Source organism: Thalassobacterium sedimentorum (assembly GCF_031127905.1).
Classification (GTDB): Bacteria; Verrucomicrobiota; Verrucomicrobiia; order Opitutales; family Coraliomargaritaceae; genus Thalassobacterium; species Thalassobacterium sedimentorum.
In genome coordinates this window covers 191,785-209,855 of the sequence record NZ_JARXIC010000002.1, presented here as the reverse complement: position 1 = coordinate 209,855, position 18,071 = coordinate 191,785, and the positions used below count along the sequence as shown (strand labels likewise).

Here is an 18,071-nt window from a genome sequence, read left to right as displayed (position 1 = left end):
TCTGCAATTTCCTGCTTCGTGGTTGACGAGCGGCACGCCATCTTCAACTTGACCGATTATGCAACTTACCGACGAACAAAAAGCCTCAGTTACACAATGGGTTCAAGCAGGCCGCTCGCTGGCCGATGTGCAGCGAGCGCTGCTCGAAGAATTTGAAATTTCCATGACTTATATGGATGTGCGTTTCTTGGTCGACGACTTGGATATCGCAGTGGTGGAAGACGAGCCGGAAGCGGGTGAAGACGCCGCCGATGCGGAAACCGAAAACGCCGAGGCGGAACTTGTCGATGAGGGGGGCGATGGCTCTGTATTTGTTGATGTGGATGCGATTATGCGCCCGGGCGCGCTGGTCAGTGGCACGGTGAAGTTCAGCGATGGCGTCAGCCTTGGTTGGCAACTCAGCGCTGCAGGACAGCTTGGCCTGATTCCAGGCGATGACCCTGAATACCGTCCTAGCCCCGAAGATGTGCAGTCCTTCCAAGCTCAGCTTGAAGAGGTTCTGCGCAAGAAGGGCTTCTAGCTAGGTTTCCCTAGGAATCGCCCGAGTCCTTGGGGTCCAGGGCGTCGCGTAGGCCGTCGCCCACGAAGTTGAGCGCGAAGATCGTGAGCGAGAAAAAGGCTGCGGGGAAGATCAACATCCAAGGGTAGATGTCGAGTTTGACTGCGCCCTCGTTGATCAAGATGCCCCAGGAGCTCATTGGCGGTTGCACGCCGAGGCCGAGGAAGCTGATCACGGATTCCAATAAAATCACGGCGGGAATGGTGAGGGTGGTGAAGACAATCACCGGCCCGAGTAGGTTGGGCAATATGTGCCGGCCTAGAATGCGGCGAGTCGGCACGCCATTTACGATGGCGGCATCGATAAAAGTCTGCTTGCGCAGCGCCTTGGTTTGCCCGCGCACGATGCGGGCCATGGTCAGCCATTCCACCGCGCCGATCGCTAGGAAGATCAATAGAATACTGCGGCCGAGCAGGACGGTGAGCAAAATGACGATAATGGTGAAGGGCAGTGCGTAGAGCGTGTCGACGAAGCGCATCATGGCGGCTTCGATACGGCCGCCGTAGTAGCCGGCAATCATACCATAGACGACTCCGATCAGCAGCGCCACCGCGGTCGCGGCGAAGCCGACGCCGATGGAGATGCGCCCGCCAATCAAAGTGCGTATCAGTAAGTCGCGACCGAGTTCGTCGGTGCCAAACCAGTGTGACCAAGAAGGAGGCTGTGCGCCGTAGGCCAACTGGGTGGTTTCCAGCGAGTAGGGCACAAAAAAGGGCCCGATCAAGCAGAGTAGGGTGATGCCGATAAAGAGTCCGCCGCCGATGCGTGCCATGCGGTTGGCGCACAGGCGCTCCCAGGCGTCGCGTCCCAGTGAACGTGCGTCGGTCGCTGTCTGTTCGCGTTCGAGCTTAGTCATGGCGGGTGCGTGGGTTCATCCACATTTGAATGAGGTCCACCAGTAGGTTGAAAAATAAAATGAGCACGGCGTAAAACAGCACGGTGCCCATCACCATGGTGCTGTCGCGGTTGAAGGCGGAATTGACAAAGAAACTGCCCAGCCCGGGGATGAAAAAGATGGTTTCCACGACAAAGGAGCCACTGATCAGTCCTGCCACAGCGGGCCCCAGGTAGGCGACTACCGGATAGAGCGCAGTGCGCAGCGCGTGCCGCAGCACCACCGCACGTTCGCGTAAACCTTTGGCGCGGGCAGTGCGAATATAGTCGAGCCGCATCACATCCAACATGCCGCTGCGTGCCAAGCGCGCGATGTAGGCTGCATAAAAGAGCCCCAGCGTGATTGAGGGCAGCACCCGGTCACTGGCTGTATTCCAGCCAAAGGGATTGAACCAGCCGAGTTGCATACTGAAAACCATGATCAGGATGGGCCCCAGCACAAAGGCCGGCAGGCAGATGCCCAGCATGGCAAAGCCCATGAGTGCAGTTTCCGACGGCCGCTTGTGTCGCAGCGCGGCGAACACGCCGATGGGGGTGCCGATTGCCAAGGCGACCAGCAGCGCGTAGCAGCCCAGCTCCAATGAGACCGGAAAGCTCTGCGCGATAATTTCGTCCACATCCCAGCCTGCGTATTTGTAAGAAGGCCCGAAATCGCCCCGCAAGCGTTGCCCCAGAAAGCGTAGATACTGCTCATGCATTGGCAGGTCCAAGCCGTAGTGGGCATTGATCAGCGCCTGCACCTCTTCCGGGATATCTTTTTCCGTGTCAAAGGGCCCTCCCGGCGTGAGCTGCATCAGGACAAAGGTCGCTGTCGCAATCACCCACAATGTGGGGATGGCTTGCAGTAGACGTCTGAGGATGAGTTGAAACACGAAGTGAGAAGTGAGAAGTTGGAAGTAGGAATATTGTTTGAACGACTGTGTGCGTGAATCAAATATCAAATTCATAAACCTAGGGGCTTACCAGTGAAACCCCTGCGAAAAAAGCAAAGGACAGTCTCTGCGCTTGCGCGGGGCTGCCTCCGAGTTAGCCTGCGCTCGCATATTAATTTCTCATGTTCGAAACTCCCATCCATGTCATTGATTTTGAAGGCAGCCGCCAGAGCGGGGTCGTGGAATACGGCTACGTCACGCTGCAGCAGGGCGAGATTGTCGCTTCGCAGACGCGGATCTGTGCACCCATCGGCACGATCACCGACATCGACCGTGGACAACATGGCATCTCTGAAGACCGTGCCGCGGGCGAGGCACGCTTCGATGCGGAGTGGCCGCTCTTTGCGCGGCTGCGTGAGACGGGCCCTTTTTGCGCGCACAATGCTGCAGTGGAAGACGGCTTTTTGCGCGCGGTTTGGTCCTATCCGCGCACTTCGCCCAACTTTTCGGAGCCGGGGCAAAGCACCACCAGTTGGGGCCCTTGGTTGGACACGCTCTACATCTACCGCAGTATTTATCCGCAGTTAGAGCAGCATAAGCTGCAGGTATTGATCACATTGTTTGAGCTGCAAGCGGCGCTGGATGCGCAGGCCGTGGTGATTTGCCCGGCCGAGCGGCGTCATTATCATTGTGCGCTGTATGATGCGCTCGCCTCGGCCTTGCTCTTGCGTCGTCTCTCTGAGGAGCCGACGCTGGCGGAGGCCACCTTGCGCTGGCTCTTTTTACAGAGCAGCGCCTCCGACGCCGCGCGCGAGAACATGGGCCAACAAGAACTCCTCTAGCACTGATTTTTTCTATGTCTGATCTACCAAAAATCGTTTATTTCGGTTCCGATGCCATCTGTCTTCCGGGGCTGCGTTATCTAGTCGAGCAGGGCTCGCAGTTGTGCACGCTGGCGGCGGTCGTCACCCAGCCCGACCGCCGGCAAGGGCGCGGTAAAAAGCTGCAGCAAAATCCCGTCGCGGCCTATGCCAGCGAGCAGGGCATCCAGCTCTTGCAGCCAGACAAGCCCGACGCCGCGCTGGCGGAGTGGTTGCGCGCGGAGTCGGTCGCGCTGGCTTTTGTGATGGCCTATGGGCACTTCTTGCCGAAGTCGGTGCGCGAAGCGCCCACACATGGAATGTTGAATTTTCATGGCTCCCTCTTGCCCGCCTATCGGGGCGCCTCGCCTGTCGAGACCGCCATCGCGCTCGGGGAGCAGGAGACCGGGGTCTGCCTGATGCAGATCGTGAAAGAAATGGATGCCGGTGATGTCGCCGATCGTGAATCTGTGCGAATTGAAAGCACCGACACCAGTCCCATAGTGCGCGCCAAGGTGGGGGAGGCTGTGGTGCCGCTGCTACAGCGCGACCTGGCTGCGGCGCTGAGCGGGCAGCTTGATTTTGTGCCCCAAGATGTGAGCCAAGCTACTTTCTGTCGCAAAATATCGAAAGAAGATGGCGCGCTCGACTTTAATCAATCCGCGGCCGGTTTGGATGCGCGCCTGCGTGCCTTCACACCCTGGCCGGGAGCCTACTTCGATCATCGGGAGACACGGGTGAAAGTGGGGCGCTGCACGGTATCCACTAGCAGCAGTCGTGCGCAGCCGGGCACAGTGGTGGCAGTCGGTGACAGCGTCGAGGTAGCCACAGCTGAGGGGGTGGTTTCGCTGCATGAATTGCAACGTCCCGGGGGACGCATGTTGCCCGCGCCGGATTTTCTGCGCGGCTATCCTATCGAAGAGGGCGAGGTCTTAGCTAGCGTGGCCAGTGCGCCATTGTTAGTTTGAAAATTTGACTGGAGATTGTTTTGGCTGTGCAGAAATTTTTTATCATTCTTGAACCCAGCCTGCAGTTCATTTTTGATCCATGAATGGACATAAACGCCGCGACTGCTCGCATTCAGAAATCCTTTACATTATTGAATGCCGCTTATGGACGTGCGGTTTTTGACGAATTAGCCATTGTAAGTTTGGCAGGAGAGTCTCCAGAGTTACATTATTACGAGGGGCCACGCCGCGAAGCTTTTATGGAGGAATTTGCAGATAGTACCCTGCTTTTGCGTCAGGAATTAACGCATGAACAGACTGAGCTGGGAGGTGAGTTTAGCTTCACCCGAGAGGGGGACGGCATTGGAATGGATGCATACATTTGCCTGGGACCCAAGGTATATCTGTTTTGTAACAACGTTGAGAAATCAATGAAGGAAATTACGCAAGATCCCGCATGGCTTGATGCGCAAGGGGAATTTTTGAATGCAAGTCAGTATTTTGCGGTTGATCCCTTGCAGCTCTGATATCACTTCGAAAAAAGTTTAAACTCAAACGCTAGCAGGCTTGTCTCCTTAGCTCTCGGAAGCATTCTTTCTAGTCATATCATTCTTAGAATTTGTATAATTACTTGGAGTTGTAGTGCTGAGAGTCGTAGTCGGAGCGCATATCCAGCCGGGTCAGCTTGCCGCGAACCGGAGCCCAAAAAAAACGCGCTCCATTTTAAGAGCGCGTTTTGTGATAAATGGTTTCTGTTTGGTTAGGCGGGGGCGACTTCTGTCGCGCAGGGACCCTTAGGGCCGCTGCCGATTTCGAAGGATACTTTTTGGCCGTCTTCTAGGGAGGCATAGCCGTCCATTTTGATTTCAGAATGGTGGACAAAGAGATCTTTGCCGCCGTCTTCTGGAGTGATGAATCCGTAGCCCTTTTCGGCGTCGAACCATTTTACATTTCCTGTGCTCATATTACTTGTGTGTCTTATTTTATTCTCAGACATTCGCCGTTTGCGGATGTCTGCGAGGTATGTCTATCGCATAGATTGGTCTCTGTCGCTAATAATCGTCGTTTAGATTGGAATTCAGGCAGTATTCCACAGCAATAGTTATATGATACGCGTTCATGTGCTTCTTGTTTGTGTGTTTTTATACTCTGAAAACAATGAGGTGGCAGCGTAGATACTGTTGAGAGTTATTAAACTATCTGCTAAAGGCCGTCTTCACTACTTTGCGTTGAATTGAGTCTTTTTGACCTCTTGACTGAATTCGCAAAAAACGTTACTGTGTTATTTTGAAAAGAAAAAACAAAGCGCAACGTGTCGCACTTTTAAAAACGCTATTGGTCTTTTTGCTATTGGGGGCTGGTTGCGTAATTGTCGTGGTTTGGGCAGCGAAGACGGAAGATTCGGATCTCGCACGATCACTTCGAGTGGCGATTGGATTACCTGAGCCCAAGTCTCAGTCGGTCACACCGGACGAGTCAGTCCCAGTGGTGACTGAGCTGCCTGTTGCGGAAGAGCCTGTGACGGTAGCGGAGGTGCCTGATCCCGAGCCACTTGTGACGCCTGATCCGGAGCCGTTGCCAATTATTACCTTTAAGGAAATTGCGGCACAGCGCCACTTGTGGCCGGACACGCTACGCTTAAAGTTAGATGTGCGCGTGCCGATCCGTTATAATGGCAAAGATTATGGTTTTATGGAGTTTCGTAAGGGAGTGACCCTTGAAGTGGATGCTGTCTCCTCGGGAGGGGAGATTTTTTGTCGTATTGATGGAAATTATCTAAGTTTATCAGTGTATGAAACTGATTTTTATGGGTGGTTCAAAGGGAAGTATAGTGAACAATATGATGTGCAGCCAGTCACCGTTGATTTAGGCTCAAAGGCAAGCTCGAGGTATCGCTTGGGCACGGAAAAGGGGGAGGCTGCCTTTTGGGCAGAAATGCGGATTTGGTGCCATCAGAACTATGAGGCTGTTAGTTTAACAGTGGAAGAAGATGGCTTAGTATTCAAGTGGTTGCCGACGGAGGATGTACCCATAGACTATTCGGTCGAAGCGCGCGAAATCGCTCGGCAGTTTCTCTTGAAGCGTGCGAAGTATGGTGGTCGTGAGAATTATGCGGCCTGTGAAATCAGGCACCCGGTTACGGATGAACTGCTCGGGGCCTCTTCGATTTTTATTCCGCGCTTGTAGTGCTTGTTTCGCAGGTATGCTTTCAAGATCCAAAATTCGAAGTTAACGGTTTCCTTAATCATGTCCTCAAGCGTTCGGTCGCAATGCTGATTTCAGTTTCAAACAAGTGAATTGAGTGAATTGTATTGAGCGTGGCTAGGAAACTGGCTCAAACTTACTGCAGCCCAAACGGATTGCGTAATTTGGGCAGCAGGTGGCTTCATCAGTGCAGCTTACGAATGAGAATAATGATTCTGGCTGTGGTACACCGGGGCAGCCGCGATAGCTTTCGTAATTTTTTTATTCGCGATCCTGCTTTTGCATCCACTAGTTTGGCATAATGGAATTTACGATCAATTCGCCTATCGATATGCACTTGCACCTGCGCGAGGGGGCAATGCTGGAGTGCGTTACGCCGCTCACTGCCCAACATTTCTCGGCGGCCATTATTATGCCAAACTTAGTGCCTCCAGTTGATAATTTGGAGCGCCTGCTGCAATATCGTAAGGAAATTGAGGCCGCACAGGGGGATGACGTCTTTGATCCATTGATGATGCTCTTTTTTCGTCAATATTCCGAAGCGGAGTTGAAAGCGGCCCGCGAACACATTTTCGGCATCAAACTATACCCTGCTGGTGCCACTACTAATAGTGAGGCGGGCGTTAAAGCACTGGATGAAGTTGAGTCGACCTTCGCTTTAATGGAGCAGATGGGCATTCCGCTAATGATTCACGGAGAAACACATGGCTTTGTGATGGATCGGGAGAAGGAATTCTTGCCTGTTTACGCCAAGCTTGCAGAGAAGTTTCCCAAATTAAAAATTACCATGGAGCACATCACCACCCGTGATGCGGTTGAGTTGTTGGATCGCTATGAGAATCTATATGCCACTGTCACGTTGCATCACTTGGTGATTACACTCAATGATGTGGCGGGCGGTTTGCTGAATCCTCATTTATTCTGCAAGCCGATCGCCAAGCGGCCAGAAGATCGCGAAGCATTATTGCAGGCTGCATTAGCAGCGCATCCCAAATTAATGTTTGGCAGTGACTCGGCGCCGCATCCAATCTCGAAGAAAGAGTGTTGCGGCTGTGCGGCAGGGCTCTTTACCGCACCGGTGTGTTTGCCGACATTGGTAGAGCTTTTTGAGCAGCACGATGTTCTGGATAATCTACAAGCTTTTGTGAGTGGCAATGCTCAACGCATTCACAATTTTACTGCACCTTCGAAGCTGGTTAAGCTGGAAAAAATTGGTCTGCAGATGCCAGCACGTTACGGCGATGTCGTGCCCTATCGCGCGGGTGAGAGCTTGCCATGGGCAGTGACGCAGATTTCCTGAGTATTTTTCCTATGGAAGAGAAGAATGTATACATTCAGGCCTTGGAGGCGGAGCAAGCTGGCGACTGGGCCAAAGCACATGCGATGGTGCAAGACATGGTTACCGCGGAGGCGGCATGGGTGCATGCCTACTTGCATCGAGTTGAGGGGGATGCGGACAATGCCACTTATTGGTACAATCGTGCAGTTGTACCGGTTTGCACCACCAGTCTTGCTGCCGAGTGGCAGGCACTCTACCGGGAGCTGGTCAATATCGGGCGTAAATAGCAGAATTCAGCATCGTGGGCTGTAATAAAAAAGCGGCCACCTTTCGGTGACCGCTTTGAATGGAATTTTCAACCTTAGCGACGTAGATCGCCGAGACGCTACTCGGCTGTGGCTTCTTCAGTTGCCTCGGCTTCAGGTGCGGCCTCTTCAGCTGCTTCTTTAGCTTCTTCCAGTGCGGCCTTGCGGGATAGGCGCACTTTGCCCTTCTCGACTCCGATGCACTTTACGACCATTTCGTCGCCAAGTTTGCAGATGTCTTCAGTCTTGTTGACACGGAAGTCTGCGAGTTCGGAAATATGAACGAGACCTTCTTTGCCAGGTAGGCATTCGACGAAGGCACCGAAATCTTTCACACCGCGAACAATGCCGCGGTAGGTCTTGCCGACTTCGATTTCTGCTGTGCAGGCATCCACTTCCAGAATCGCGCGATCCATGGATTCTTTGTCTGTAGCAAATATGAGAACCTGGCCTTCGTCGTTGATGTCGACTTGTGCGCCAGATACCTCGGTGATGCGGCGAATGTTTTTACCTCCAGGGCCGATGAGGGCACCAATTTTTTCGGGAGCGATCTTGATGGTGTGAATACGTGGTGCGTGCTCACGGAGATCTTTGCGTGACTCTGGCATGTGCTCAGACATGATCGCGAGGATCTTCATACGAGCATCACGGTTTTGCTTGATTGCTTCGAGTGTAATGTCGAAGGGCAGACCTGTAATCTTCAGGTCGAGTTGGAAGCCTGTGATACCGTCTGGAGTTCCAGCAATCTTGAAGTCCATGTCGCCGAAGTGGTCTTCTGCTCCGAGGATATCGGTGAGAAGTACGCTCTTGGTGATCTTACCGTTCTCGTCTTTTTCAGTCACGAGACCAGTGGAGATGCCCGCGCAGGGAGCAGTGATGGGCACACCTGCATCCATGAGTGATAAGCAACCGCCGCAAATGGAAGCCATGGAAGTAGAGCCGTTGGAGCTCATCACTTCCGAGACGACGCGGATGGCGTATGGGAACTCGTCTTCAGGAGGCAGAATTGGCAGCAGTGAACGCTCAGCAAGAGCACCATGACCGATTTCGCGGCGACCTGTGAATCCGAAACGACCTGCTTCACCCGTAGAGAACGGAGGGAAGTTGTAGTGTAGGATGAAGGACTTGCTGGTGGCACCACCGGTAAGGCCATCGATATCTTGTGTATCACGGCTGGTACCGAGTGTCGAGATGACCAATGCCTGTGTTTCACCACGGTTAAAAATCGCAGAACCGTGCACGCGAGGGAGCACGCCTGTTTCACAGGAGATGGTGCGGAGATCCTTTGCGCCACGACCGTCGACCCGTTTACCGGTCTCGAGTATATTTTGGCGGTAGAGTTTCTCTTGGATTTCGTCGAAGGCGCGTGCGACATCGTCAGCCTTTACGTTTTCGGCACCAAGTTTTGCTTCCAGGGCAGTGGTGGTTTCTTTGGCAATGGTTTCGATTGCAAGTTTGCGCTCGGTGTAGCTGTCGCAGTTGAGCGCCTCTTTGACTCCAGCTGCTGCGTGCTCTTCACAGAAATCAACGATTTCCTTAGGAGTCACCAGTAGAGGGAAGTCCTTCTTTTCTTTACCCGCTAGCTTTGCGAGCTCTTTTTGTGCTGCAATTATGGGCTGAATGGCTTGTTGACCGTATTGGAGTGCTTCGTAGAAGCGTTCATCAGAGATGAATTCAGCGGAGCCTTCGATCATCAGCATTTCGGTTTCGGAACCGACGTAGATGAGGTCAAGGTCGGAGTCGAGCATTTCGTCGTGGTTTGGGTTGGTGACGAATTCGCCATCAATTTGACCGACGCGCACACAGCCGACTGGACCATTCCAAGGGATGTCAGAGATCAGAGTCGCGGCAGATGCGGCATTGACCATCAGCACATCTGGCTCGTTGAGCTGATCCGTTGAGAGGAGGAGACCGATCACCTGAACTTCGTTCATGAAGCCCTTTGGGAAGAGTGGGCGGAGGGGGCGGTCACAGAGGCGGGATGTTAGGATTTCCTTTTCGGAAGGCTTGCCTTCACGTTTGAAGTAGCCACCAGGGAATTTGCCTCCGGCGGAAAATTTCTCACGGTAATCGACTGTGAGGGGGAAGAAGTCCTGTCCTGGGCGGAGAGAAGACGCTGCAGTGGCGGAAACGAAGAGTTCAGTTTCGCCGGAGCGGATCGTTACAGCGCCACTTGCGAGGCCTGCTAGGGTGCCTGTTGCGAACTCGATATCGAGCCCTTCAACTTTTACGTTATGTTTTTGTTTCATTATCTATGTCTTTTTTGCTTTATGCATTCAAAACGACTGTTCTGGGATCGGACCTTACTTTGTCGCTCGCGACTCAAATCGGTTGAGTCGCTCGGATGAAAATACTGTGAGAGGAGCTAACGATGAATATCGAACATGAAACGTTCAATATTGGATCGATGATTCTGGTGAGGTATCTGACCTTCAGCTCTTAATCTTACTCCTAATCGTAATCCTCTTATCTGGATTTTTGGGTGGCAGGTTTGGCTTTGCCAGTCTGCTGCTTATCGGTGACTCAAATGTCGGACGTAAGCTGTTTTCGCGCGGTGCGCTAGGCTGTGCGAAGCGAAATTTCGACTACTAGAGGATTACGATTAAGATTAAGAACGAGGGAAAAAGAACAATGCCGGACTCCCGCTAGGGAAGTCCGGCATTGGAAAAGTTTTTTTGCTATCGGCGAAGACCAAGCTTTTCGAGAATCGCGGTGTAGCGATTGAATTCGGTGCGTTTGAGGTAATCGAGGAGCTTGCGGCGACGCGCTGTCATCGCGATGAGGCCACGGCGTGAGTGAAAGTCTTTGCGGTTTTCACGCAAGTGCTCGGTGAGGTGCTTAACGCGGGCTGTCAGTAGTGCGATTTGCACTTCAGAAGAACCTGTGTCCTGCTCATTGGCACCGAACTCTTTAATGATCGCTGCTTTATCGATTGTTGTATCCCCGACGGGTGCTGATTTTGACATATTATTTTGATTGCTGTGATCACGACTTGGGGGCTCCGATTTGTCGAAGCCGTCCAGACCGCCACTGAGCCGTCTGAACCGTTGAACTCTTCTATCCAGAAGGATAAGAGAGAAGTCGAGGAACGGGCTCTTCTCAGAGCGCGCTCTAACGCTGAAGGGCAGGAAGATGTGACTTAAGCCGGTGGGTGCAAGGAAAAAGTGGGCATGGCTTTATTGCAGTTGAAGGCGTTCTTCGTGAAGGCTATGGGCCTGCGATCTCGGGAAATTTTACTATGAGTTGCATCATGCTGACAAAGGCTTAATTTGGTGCTATGAATCGATTTTCAAAGGTCTTGGTCCTATGCGGAGCTCTCTTGATTTGGTATGCATTGCTTGGGTTCTTGATTGCTCCAGCTTTGATTCGGCATTTCGGGGAGAGTGAATTGCGGGCGCAGTTTAGTTCAGAATCCAAGATTGATGCAGTTCGTATCAATCCGTTTTCGGGCTCTTTACGGGTTGAAGGCTTGTCTCTGATGGACCGGGAAGGCGCTTGGTCCTTGGCCTGGCAGCAAGCAGAGGTCAATGTGAGTATGAGTACTTTGATCCGTTTTTATCCTGTGTTCGACTTGGTTCGCTTGGTGGGAGCTGATATCCGCTATGAGAAAAGGCCCGTGATGTCCACCACTGCGGCGACCACTGATAATACGGCAACAGCGGGCGACTGGCGTGCGTTAGTGGAGACCTTAAATTTAACTGAAATTCCCGAGTTACGTGTGGACTTATTAGAGGTGGCCGAGGGACGCGCTGAATTTGTGGATCAAACGGCTCAGTCGCTCTATCGGAAAGTTGCGGATCCGATTAATTTTACGTTGCGTGATTTGACTACAGTGGTGGAGGGAGAGACGGCTATGCGTTTTGTGGCGCAAACCGATGATGGCGCATTGTTGAGTTGGGAGGGAGACTTTCATAGTCAACCAATACGTAGTGCAGGGACTTTTTCGCTGAGTGGTTTGGCGGTGCATGACTTGTCGCCATATTATGCTCAGTTTATCCGCTTTCGTTTACAGCGGGCGCTCTTGGGACTGAGCTTTGATTACCGACTCGATCTTTCTAATTTAGAAGATTTATTACGAATTCAGAACGGGCAAGTTTCATTGACGGAACTACTTTGTCAGCCGCTGGGGCAGGAGGATTCATTCCTGAGTTTGGATGCCGTGACGCTGGAGGGGCTGGAGTTCCATTTCCCGAGTATGGCCTTGGATGTGGCTCACATTCAGTTTGAAGCTGGCGAGCTACATGTCTCTCGTGACAGTGATGGTTTGATTAACCTAACGCAATTGCTGGCCCGACCAGATTCAGCTGAGGAATCTGGGCCCACAGCGTCTGCTCCTGCTGTGAATGAGGCTACGCTGCCTAGCTTGAGTTATCGTATCGAGCAGCTCGAGCTCAGTAATTATCGTATTGTTTGGGAGGATCTCTTGCCTGAGGAACGGGCATCTCTGGTTGTGGAGATTCCTCACCTGCAGCTGACTGGTCTCACTTCGGACTTGGAGGCTCCGTTTCAATTATCGTCAGATTATTTGATCGAAGAGTCTGGTGCTGCGCATATTGCTGGCACTGTGGCGGCCGCCGGGCCCGAGTTAGATCTTGTGCTGCAAGTTGAACAGTTGCCACTTACTGTATTGACGCCTTATGCGCAGCACTTTGGGGGGACTTTGATCGAGGGCGGTACTTTCAACTTTGATGGTCATTTGAAGTATGCGGGCTCCGGTGAGCAATTCTTACTGGGGGAGGTTATAGTTAATGATGCTGCGTTTATTTATGATGAGAATGTAGTGGCTAACTGGTCTAAGCTCGGACTGGACGGCTTACGTATGCAGCTTTCTCCGTTTGCACTTGCGCTGGAGTCGCTGGTGCTGGAGCAGCCTGAACTGCTCGTGACTAAGAAGAGTTCGCCTGAGATTGGTCTGGCCCCCGAGAGTGGAGCCGCTCCAGTTGAAGTGGGCGCGCAGGAATCTCAAAATGTGCGACAGCCCGTCCGTATTGATGCGATTGAAGTTCGGCAGGGGCACTTAAGTTTGATCGATGAAAGTGTGCAGCCCGTTTCACACATGGTGATGAATGCCATGGAGTTAGAGCTTCTCGGTTTGGATCTTTCCGATGCTGAGCCGGCACAGCTCATTTTTAGTGGTGAGATTAATGATAGTAGTTTTCAATTGGAAGGGGGGCTCAATGCCAGCCATTTGAAAGAGAGCACACATTTTAAGGCCTCGTTAAATGGGCTATCTCTACCCGCGTTTTCGTCATATTCCGGGCAGGCCGTTGGGCGGCGTATTGTTAGTGGGCAGTTTAATTTAGAGTCGGACTGGCAGATTCAGGCAAATCAATTGCAGGCGAGTAATCGAATCCGGATTGAGCAGTTGGAGTTTGGCGATAAGGTCGAGAGTGAGGGGGCGCTCAAGTTACCGCTGGACCTTGCGGTGACTTTACTCAAAGGGCCGAATGGGGTGATGGATCTGTCGCTGCCGCTTTCGGGAGATTTGAGTGATCCCAAGGTGGGGATTGGGCAGATTGTACGCACTGCGATTGTGGGATTGATTACTAATGTGGCGACGGCACCTTTCAAATTACTTTCTGGATTGGTCGCTAGTGGGGATGAAGACCTCTCCTTGGTGCAGTTTGATGTGGGTTCGGCAAAGCTCGCGCCGGCGATGATCACGCGCTTAAATACTTTGGCTGCGGCTCTGAAAGAGCGTCCAGGGCTGAGGCTTGTGATTACTGCACAGATTTCGTCCGAAGATGAACAGACGCTTGCAGAGGCACAGTTGCGCCGAGAGCTATTGGGAGAGTCGGATTTTAATGATGAGAAACTTTATGAAACACGGCTGTTTAAGCGTTATCGCGAATGGGCGAATAGTGCTAAGGATGCGGATGTAGCTGCGGTTGCCGATGTCGAAGTGGATCGGGAGCAAATCTTGCAAGTCTTACTGCCAGCTATTCAGCTTTCAAATGCCACACGTATGCATTTGGCGGCAAATCGTGCAGAGGCGGTTCGCGAGCATTTAATGACGGCACAGGGGATTGCTGCGGAGCGTTTAAGTATTGCCGAGCCGCAGCTCGATACCAGTGATTCCGTGGCACAGTTTGATTTGAAGCATTATTGAAGTTGCTCTAACTGCCATTTCGCGAGTTGGTACTCAATGAGGTCCGGGTTGCCGATTTCCACGGCGATGGCTAGAAGTTCACGATAAGCTTTGACTTGGTCATTTAATTTTTCGAATTGAGCGAGCCAAAAGGCGGTGGCGCACATTTGTTGACGGGCTTGTTCTGGGGAGTTGGCTCTTCCGGATGCGTCAAGTGCTTGTTTACGAGTGAAGTTGCCGAGATAGTATTGGCTCACCTCATCGGTGTCTAATTCGGGTAAGTTGCGATGATCATGTTGTCGTAGTAGGTAGTCGAGATAGCTGGCACTGGGATTTTGTTGTTGGGTAATTTGCTGTTGGTATGTCTGTAGTGAGCTCCGAGCGCGACTAACATCCCCGCGGCCGTAGGCAAGCAGGGCGTGTAGTAGTTGGAGGCCTGCATTATCTGGAAGTGCCTGCGCGGCGAACGCTAAGTTTTTCTCTGCTTCGGTTAGTTGTCCAATTTGTAGGTAGACTAGACCGCTGGCATAGGCAATGGATGGGTCTTGGGGGGCAAGTTGCCGTGCGGCGTTGTAATCGACGAGCGCGCCCTCCAGATCTCCAATCTTACGTAGTAGGGATCCACGTAAGGCACGGATTTCGGCCTGATTGGGATCGATGCTAAGTGATTCGTTTAAGGCACTGAGTGCGAGGGGGAAGGTTTCGGTGGCGATGTGAGCTCGTCCGAGCATCGCCCATATCGCTGCGCCCGGTTCGATTCGATTCAATGTGATCGCTTCGAGTAGGGGGATCGCTTCACTAGCGCGATCCGCGCGCAAAAGGCTGCGGCTGGCAATCACGGCTTCTTCACTGGTTTCTGGGCGAAAGCCCGCATCGATGGCATCCAGTATCGAGTTTTGTGCTTCCGTCCGGCGATTGAGCCTGTCCAGACAGATACCGCGATAGAAATACAGTGAGCGACGTAGTTGGTCTGCATCTTTTGGTAGGGCATCGATGCCTGCCTCGAATTTTGCGCGCGCGGTGCCGACGCGGTTTTTGGCGAGTGCCGAGCGACCTTCGAAGTAGAGCGCTACATCTCTGAGCTCGGGACGTTGAGCGATGGGCTCAATGACTGTTTCGAGCGAATCCCAACGCTCAACGCTGGCGTACAGTGAGGCGAGTGTGATGAGTGCTTCGTAGTTTTCAGGTTGTTGGCCGCTAAGCACTTGTAGGTCCTTAATCGCGCTGTCGAAGCGCCCTAGCTGTGTGAGCAAGCGTGCGCGCATTAGGCGTAGAGCGGTGCGCTGCTGCAAGGCTTCTTGGCCGGTCTTATTTTGATAGACAGCAATAGCTTGATCGATGGCGGCTATGGCTGCGTCGTGAGCGCCTGCTTGCATTTCAGTGCGGGCTTTTTCGAGATAGGCTTCGCTACTGAGGCGAAGGCTGGTGCTTGCGGTGCCAGGGTCTGCTAGGTAGATGTTATTGAATGCGGCAGCTGCTTGATCCCATTCTCCTTCGGCCATACGTATGAGGCCGAGTAGTTGATTTGCTACGCGTGCGTCATCGCTAGTGGGGGGAGCATTGTCCAGAACTTGTTGAATAAGCACGCTGGCTTCATCGCGGCGCTGCATCTGGCCTAAGACCAAGGCTTTAAGTAAGGTGTATTCGAGTTTGGCCGGTTGGAGTGCGATGGCTCGCTCGGCGGCTACGAGGGCTGCCGCGGATTTGTTTTGGTCCAACATGACTCGTGCTTTCAGTGTCAGTGCAGGTAAGTAGTTGGTGTCGAGGCGTAACATTTGCTCGACACCACGTTCGGCTCCTTTGAGGTCGCCGATGAGGTAGTTCCCTTCAGCAATCCCGTAGTAGAATTCGATACGTTCTGTTGATGCGGCTGCGTTCAGCAGGCAAGTGGAATGCAGGCAAAGAGCCAGGATGACAGCGCGAAAAAACATGAATGAAAATAGGAGAGGCGAGTGACAGTTTATGCAGGAACCGTTTCGCAGGCTCAAGTGAGCGATAAAAAAAGGCAGAGGACGATTGGAAAATCATCAAACTCTGTTCTATCTTTGCTGTATGCGTCATTCGCCAAAGTCAAAGAAAGGAAAAGGTTCTGCAATCGATGCGTTTTTCGATGTGTTGGGTGTAATTGTGCCAAGTTGTGGCCCGGCGATGCGTTTGGTAGAGCTGGGGCAGCAACGGCCGCTCAAGTTGGGCGAAAAGATGGTGTTATTTTATAATACGCCACTTTGTCCGCATTGTAACTGTAATCGTATCAAGTTTGAAGAAGCCAAAGCGAAGATGCGTAAGCGGGCCGATTGAATTAGTTGAATTAGTGTTGAGCCAAAACTTTATGGCGGTGAGCGAAATTACTTTTCGTCACTTTCTAATTCAGCGAAACGCATGACTTCTTCGATCGTGGTGGTGCCGCTTTTGACGTGTGCCCAGCCACTTTGCATCAAAGTGCGCATATCTTGGGCGACTGCAGTTTGTCGAATCATGCGAGCAGAGTCACGTTTTACAATGTGCTCGTGGATCTCTTCTGTTACCCGAAGGATTTCAAACATACCGACGCGTCCGCGGAAACCGAGCTTACGGCAGCGTTCGCAGCCACAGGCGGCTTTTGCCAGAGGGCCGAATTGAACTTCGCTGGGATCGATTCGCATGGTGGCCAAAAAGCTGGCGATTTGACGTTCGTCGTAGTTGGCAGGTTGTGAGCAATTTGGGCAGAGACGGCGTACCAAGCGCTGAGCTATGATCATTTCTACTGAAGAGGCGATTAGGAAGGGCTCGATGTCCATGTCGACCAAGCGGGTTAGTGCGCCTGGGGCATCATTGGTGTGGAGCGTGCTAAGTACTAGGTGTCCCGTCAGTGAGGCGCGAATCGCAATGTCAGCAGTTTCACGGTCACGGATTTCGCCGACCATGATGACGTCGGGGTCTTGTCGTAGCACAGCGCGCAAGGATTGGGCAAATGTGAGCCCAATCTCCGGGTGCACCTGCGTTTGGTTGACGCCGGGCACTTCGTATTCCACTGGGTCTTCGACAGTAATGATACGACGCTCCGGCTTATTGATCAGTCGGATGAAGGCAGTCAATGAGGTTGATTTGCCAGATCCAGTCGGGCCTGTGACTAGGATGATGCCATGTGGTGTGGCGAGTGATTGAGTGAGTTTCTTTTCTTCATCAGTGGCTAGCCCGAGCTCGCGCATTGAAAGCGGTTTGGACTTCTGATTGAGCAAACGCAGCGAGACGCTCTCCGCATACATTGTTGGGAAGGTGGAGATCCGGATGTCTAATTCAGAACCGCCTGATCCGAAGGAAATACGTCCGTCCTGGGGGCGGCGCTTTTCCGAGATATTGAGCTTAGCCATGATTTTTAGGCGCGATATAATGGCTCCCTGGAAGCGGATCAAATTGTCAGGAACCCTTACTGGGACGAGTTCACCGTCTATTCGATAGCGAATTTGTAATTCGTCGCGATGTGGCTCAAAGTGAATATCGGTGGCACGATCACTGACAGCTTTTTGTACCACTTCGTTGACGAAGCGGATCACAGCGGCGTCTTCGTCTTCGGCTTCATCGTTTTCAGAGACATCGGTCACTAGGTCGGATTCGTCGAGACTGCCGGCCCCGACGCCGAAGTGTTGCGTGATCGTTTCAGTTATTTGTTCGGGGTCACCGATAAACCATTGGGCTTGGCGTCCACTGACAGCGTAAATCCAGCGATCCATTGCATCGTCGGGGGGCCACAGCGTGGCGAGTGCAATGGGGGAGTTTTGATCGGCAGCTGATTGTTCAAATTGATCGTTGGCCTCGGTCTTGATCGGAATGCATTGATACTCATGAATCATGCGCAAGGGAAGGGTGGCCGTTGGATTTTCGATTAACTCGATATCCTTGATGACTGGAATTTCGGCGAGCTCGGCCAGTTCAGTCATTAGTTCACGTGTGGGACGATTACGAAGGGTGGCAAGTTCCACTAAGCGGTCGCCGCGGGGTAGATTGGAAATACTACTGCGTTGTTCCTCATCGAGGCCAGTGTAGATGGAATGTATATTCATAGCTGAGGTCTTTGAGCAAAGT

At 52.5% G+C, this 18,071-nt stretch carries 16 protein-coding genes; 9 read left to right on the top strand and 7 right to left on the bottom strand.

All coding sequences use genetic code 11. From position 1 onward, the window contains the following. The first annotated feature begins 58 nt into the window (after positions 1-58). Positions 59-520 carry a hypothetical protein gene (locus QEH59_RS01920; protein ID WP_308983674.1) on the top strand — a complete coding sequence of 154 codons (462 nt, stop codon included), beginning with the start codon at positions 59-61 and terminating at the stop codon, positions 518-520. A 10-nt stretch (positions 521-530) separates the two neighbouring features. Here QEH59_RS01920 and QEH59_RS01915 read toward each other — a convergent pair whose 3' ends face one another. Both QEH59_RS01915 and QEH59_RS01910 read right to left on the bottom strand, forming a co-directional pair. After that, the gene (locus QEH59_RS01915; RefSeq protein WP_308983673.1) at positions 531-1,415 is read right to left on the bottom strand and encodes an ABC transporter permease; all 885 of its coding nucleotides are present in this window, start codon (positions 1,413-1,415) and stop codon (positions 531-533) included. Beyond that, entirely contained in the window at positions 1,408-2,325 is a 918-nt protein-coding gene (locus QEH59_RS01910; protein ID WP_319834704.1) for an ABC transporter permease, read from the bottom strand. The genes QEH59_RS01915 and QEH59_RS01910 overlap by 8 nt, the downstream gene beginning before the upstream one ends. A 182-nt stretch (positions 2,326-2,507) precedes the next feature. On the opposite strand from QEH59_RS01910, the gene QEH59_RS01905 reads away from it, so the two are divergent. From QEH59_RS01905 to QEH59_RS01895, 3 genes are all read left to right on the top strand, one after another. Beyond that, positions 2,508-3,167: a 3'-5' exonuclease gene (locus tag QEH59_RS01905; RefSeq protein WP_308983672.1), complete on the top strand. Its 660-nt coding sequence runs from the start codon at positions 2,508-2,510 to the stop codon at positions 3,165-3,167. Positions 3,168-3,181: 14 nt separating this feature from the next. Then, the gene (gene fmt, locus QEH59_RS01900) at positions 3,182-4,153 is read left to right on the top strand and encodes a methionyl-tRNA formyltransferase (RefSeq protein ID WP_308983671.1); all 972 of its coding nucleotides are present in this window, start codon (positions 3,182-3,184) and stop codon (positions 4,151-4,153) included. An 83-nt stretch (positions 4,154-4,236) separates the two neighbouring features. Continuing rightward, complete coding sequence (locus tag QEH59_RS01895; RefSeq protein WP_308983670.1) at positions 4,237-4,659, top strand: hypothetical protein; 423 nt, start codon at positions 4,237-4,239, stop codon at positions 4,657-4,659. A 233-nt stretch (positions 4,660-4,892) separates the two neighbouring features. Here the strand turns inward: QEH59_RS01895 and QEH59_RS01890 are convergent, their stop codons facing one another. Further along, entirely contained in the window at positions 4,893-5,096 is a 204-nt protein-coding gene (locus QEH59_RS01890) for a cold-shock protein (protein WP_308983669.1), read from the bottom strand. A 323-nt stretch (positions 5,097-5,419) separates the two neighbouring features. Here QEH59_RS01890 and QEH59_RS01885 point away from each other — a divergent pair, with 323 nt between their 5' ends. The 3 genes from QEH59_RS01885 to QEH59_RS01875 all read left to right on the top strand — a co-directional run bounded on the left by QEH59_RS01885 (position 5,420) and on the right by QEH59_RS01875 (position 7,903). Further along, positions 5,420-6,319 (top strand): hypothetical protein, encoded by a 900-nt coding sequence (locus QEH59_RS01885; RefSeq protein ID WP_308983668.1) that lies wholly within the window; start codon positions 5,420-5,422, stop codon positions 6,317-6,319. A gap of 319 nt (positions 6,320-6,638) precedes the next feature. Continuing rightward, on the top strand, positions 6,639-7,637 hold the full coding sequence (gene pyrC, locus QEH59_RS01880) for a dihydroorotase (RefSeq protein WP_308983667.1): 999 nt from the start codon (positions 6,639-6,641) through the stop codon (positions 7,635-7,637). Positions 7,638-7,648: 11 nt separating this feature from the next. Then, on the top strand, positions 7,649-7,903 hold the full coding sequence (locus QEH59_RS01875; RefSeq protein ID WP_308983666.1) for a hypothetical protein: 255 nt from the start codon (positions 7,649-7,651) through the stop codon (positions 7,901-7,903). Between the two features lie 98 nt (positions 7,904-8,001). On the opposite strand, the gene pnp is transcribed toward QEH59_RS01875, so the two are convergent. Beyond that, positions 8,002-10,170 carry a polyribonucleotide nucleotidyltransferase gene (gene pnp / locus QEH59_RS01870; RefSeq protein ID WP_308983665.1) on the bottom strand — a complete coding sequence of 723 codons (2,169 nt, stop codon included), beginning with the start codon at positions 10,168-10,170 and terminating at the stop codon, positions 8,002-8,004. 429 nt (positions 10,171-10,599) lie between these two features. Beyond that, a complete protein-coding gene (gene rpsO, locus QEH59_RS01865) occupies positions 10,600-10,887 on the bottom strand; it encodes a 30S ribosomal protein S15 (RefSeq protein ID WP_308983664.1) in 288 nt (95 codons plus the stop codon). A gap of 311 nt (positions 10,888-11,198) precedes the next feature. Here rpsO and QEH59_RS01860 point away from each other — a divergent pair, with 311 nt between their 5' ends. Next, positions 11,199-14,030, top strand: coding sequence for a DUF748 domain-containing protein (locus QEH59_RS01860; protein ID WP_308983663.1), 2,832 nt, complete (start codon positions 11,199-11,201; stop codon positions 14,028-14,030). On the opposite strand, the gene QEH59_RS01855 is transcribed toward QEH59_RS01860, so the two are convergent. Further along, a complete protein-coding gene (locus QEH59_RS01855) occupies positions 14,024-15,940 on the bottom strand; it encodes a tetratricopeptide repeat protein (protein ID WP_308983662.1) in 1,917 nt (638 codons plus the stop codon). The two genes, QEH59_RS01860 and QEH59_RS01855, sit on opposite strands and share 7 nt — an antisense overlap. Before the next feature lie 85 nt (positions 15,941-16,025). Between QEH59_RS01855 and QEH59_RS01850 the strand changes: the two genes are divergently transcribed. Next, complete coding sequence (locus tag QEH59_RS01850; protein ID WP_308983661.1) at positions 16,026-16,307, top strand: hypothetical protein; 282 nt, start codon at positions 16,026-16,028, stop codon at positions 16,305-16,307. Positions 16,308-16,354: 47 nt separating this feature from the next. Here QEH59_RS01850 and QEH59_RS01845 read toward each other — a convergent pair whose 3' ends face one another. Continuing rightward, positions 16,355-18,049, bottom strand: a complete 1,695-nt coding sequence (locus QEH59_RS01845) for a GspE/PulE family protein (protein WP_308983660.1) — start codon at positions 18,047-18,049, stop codon at positions 16,355-16,357. Between the last annotated feature and the right edge of the window lie 22 nt (positions 18,050-18,071).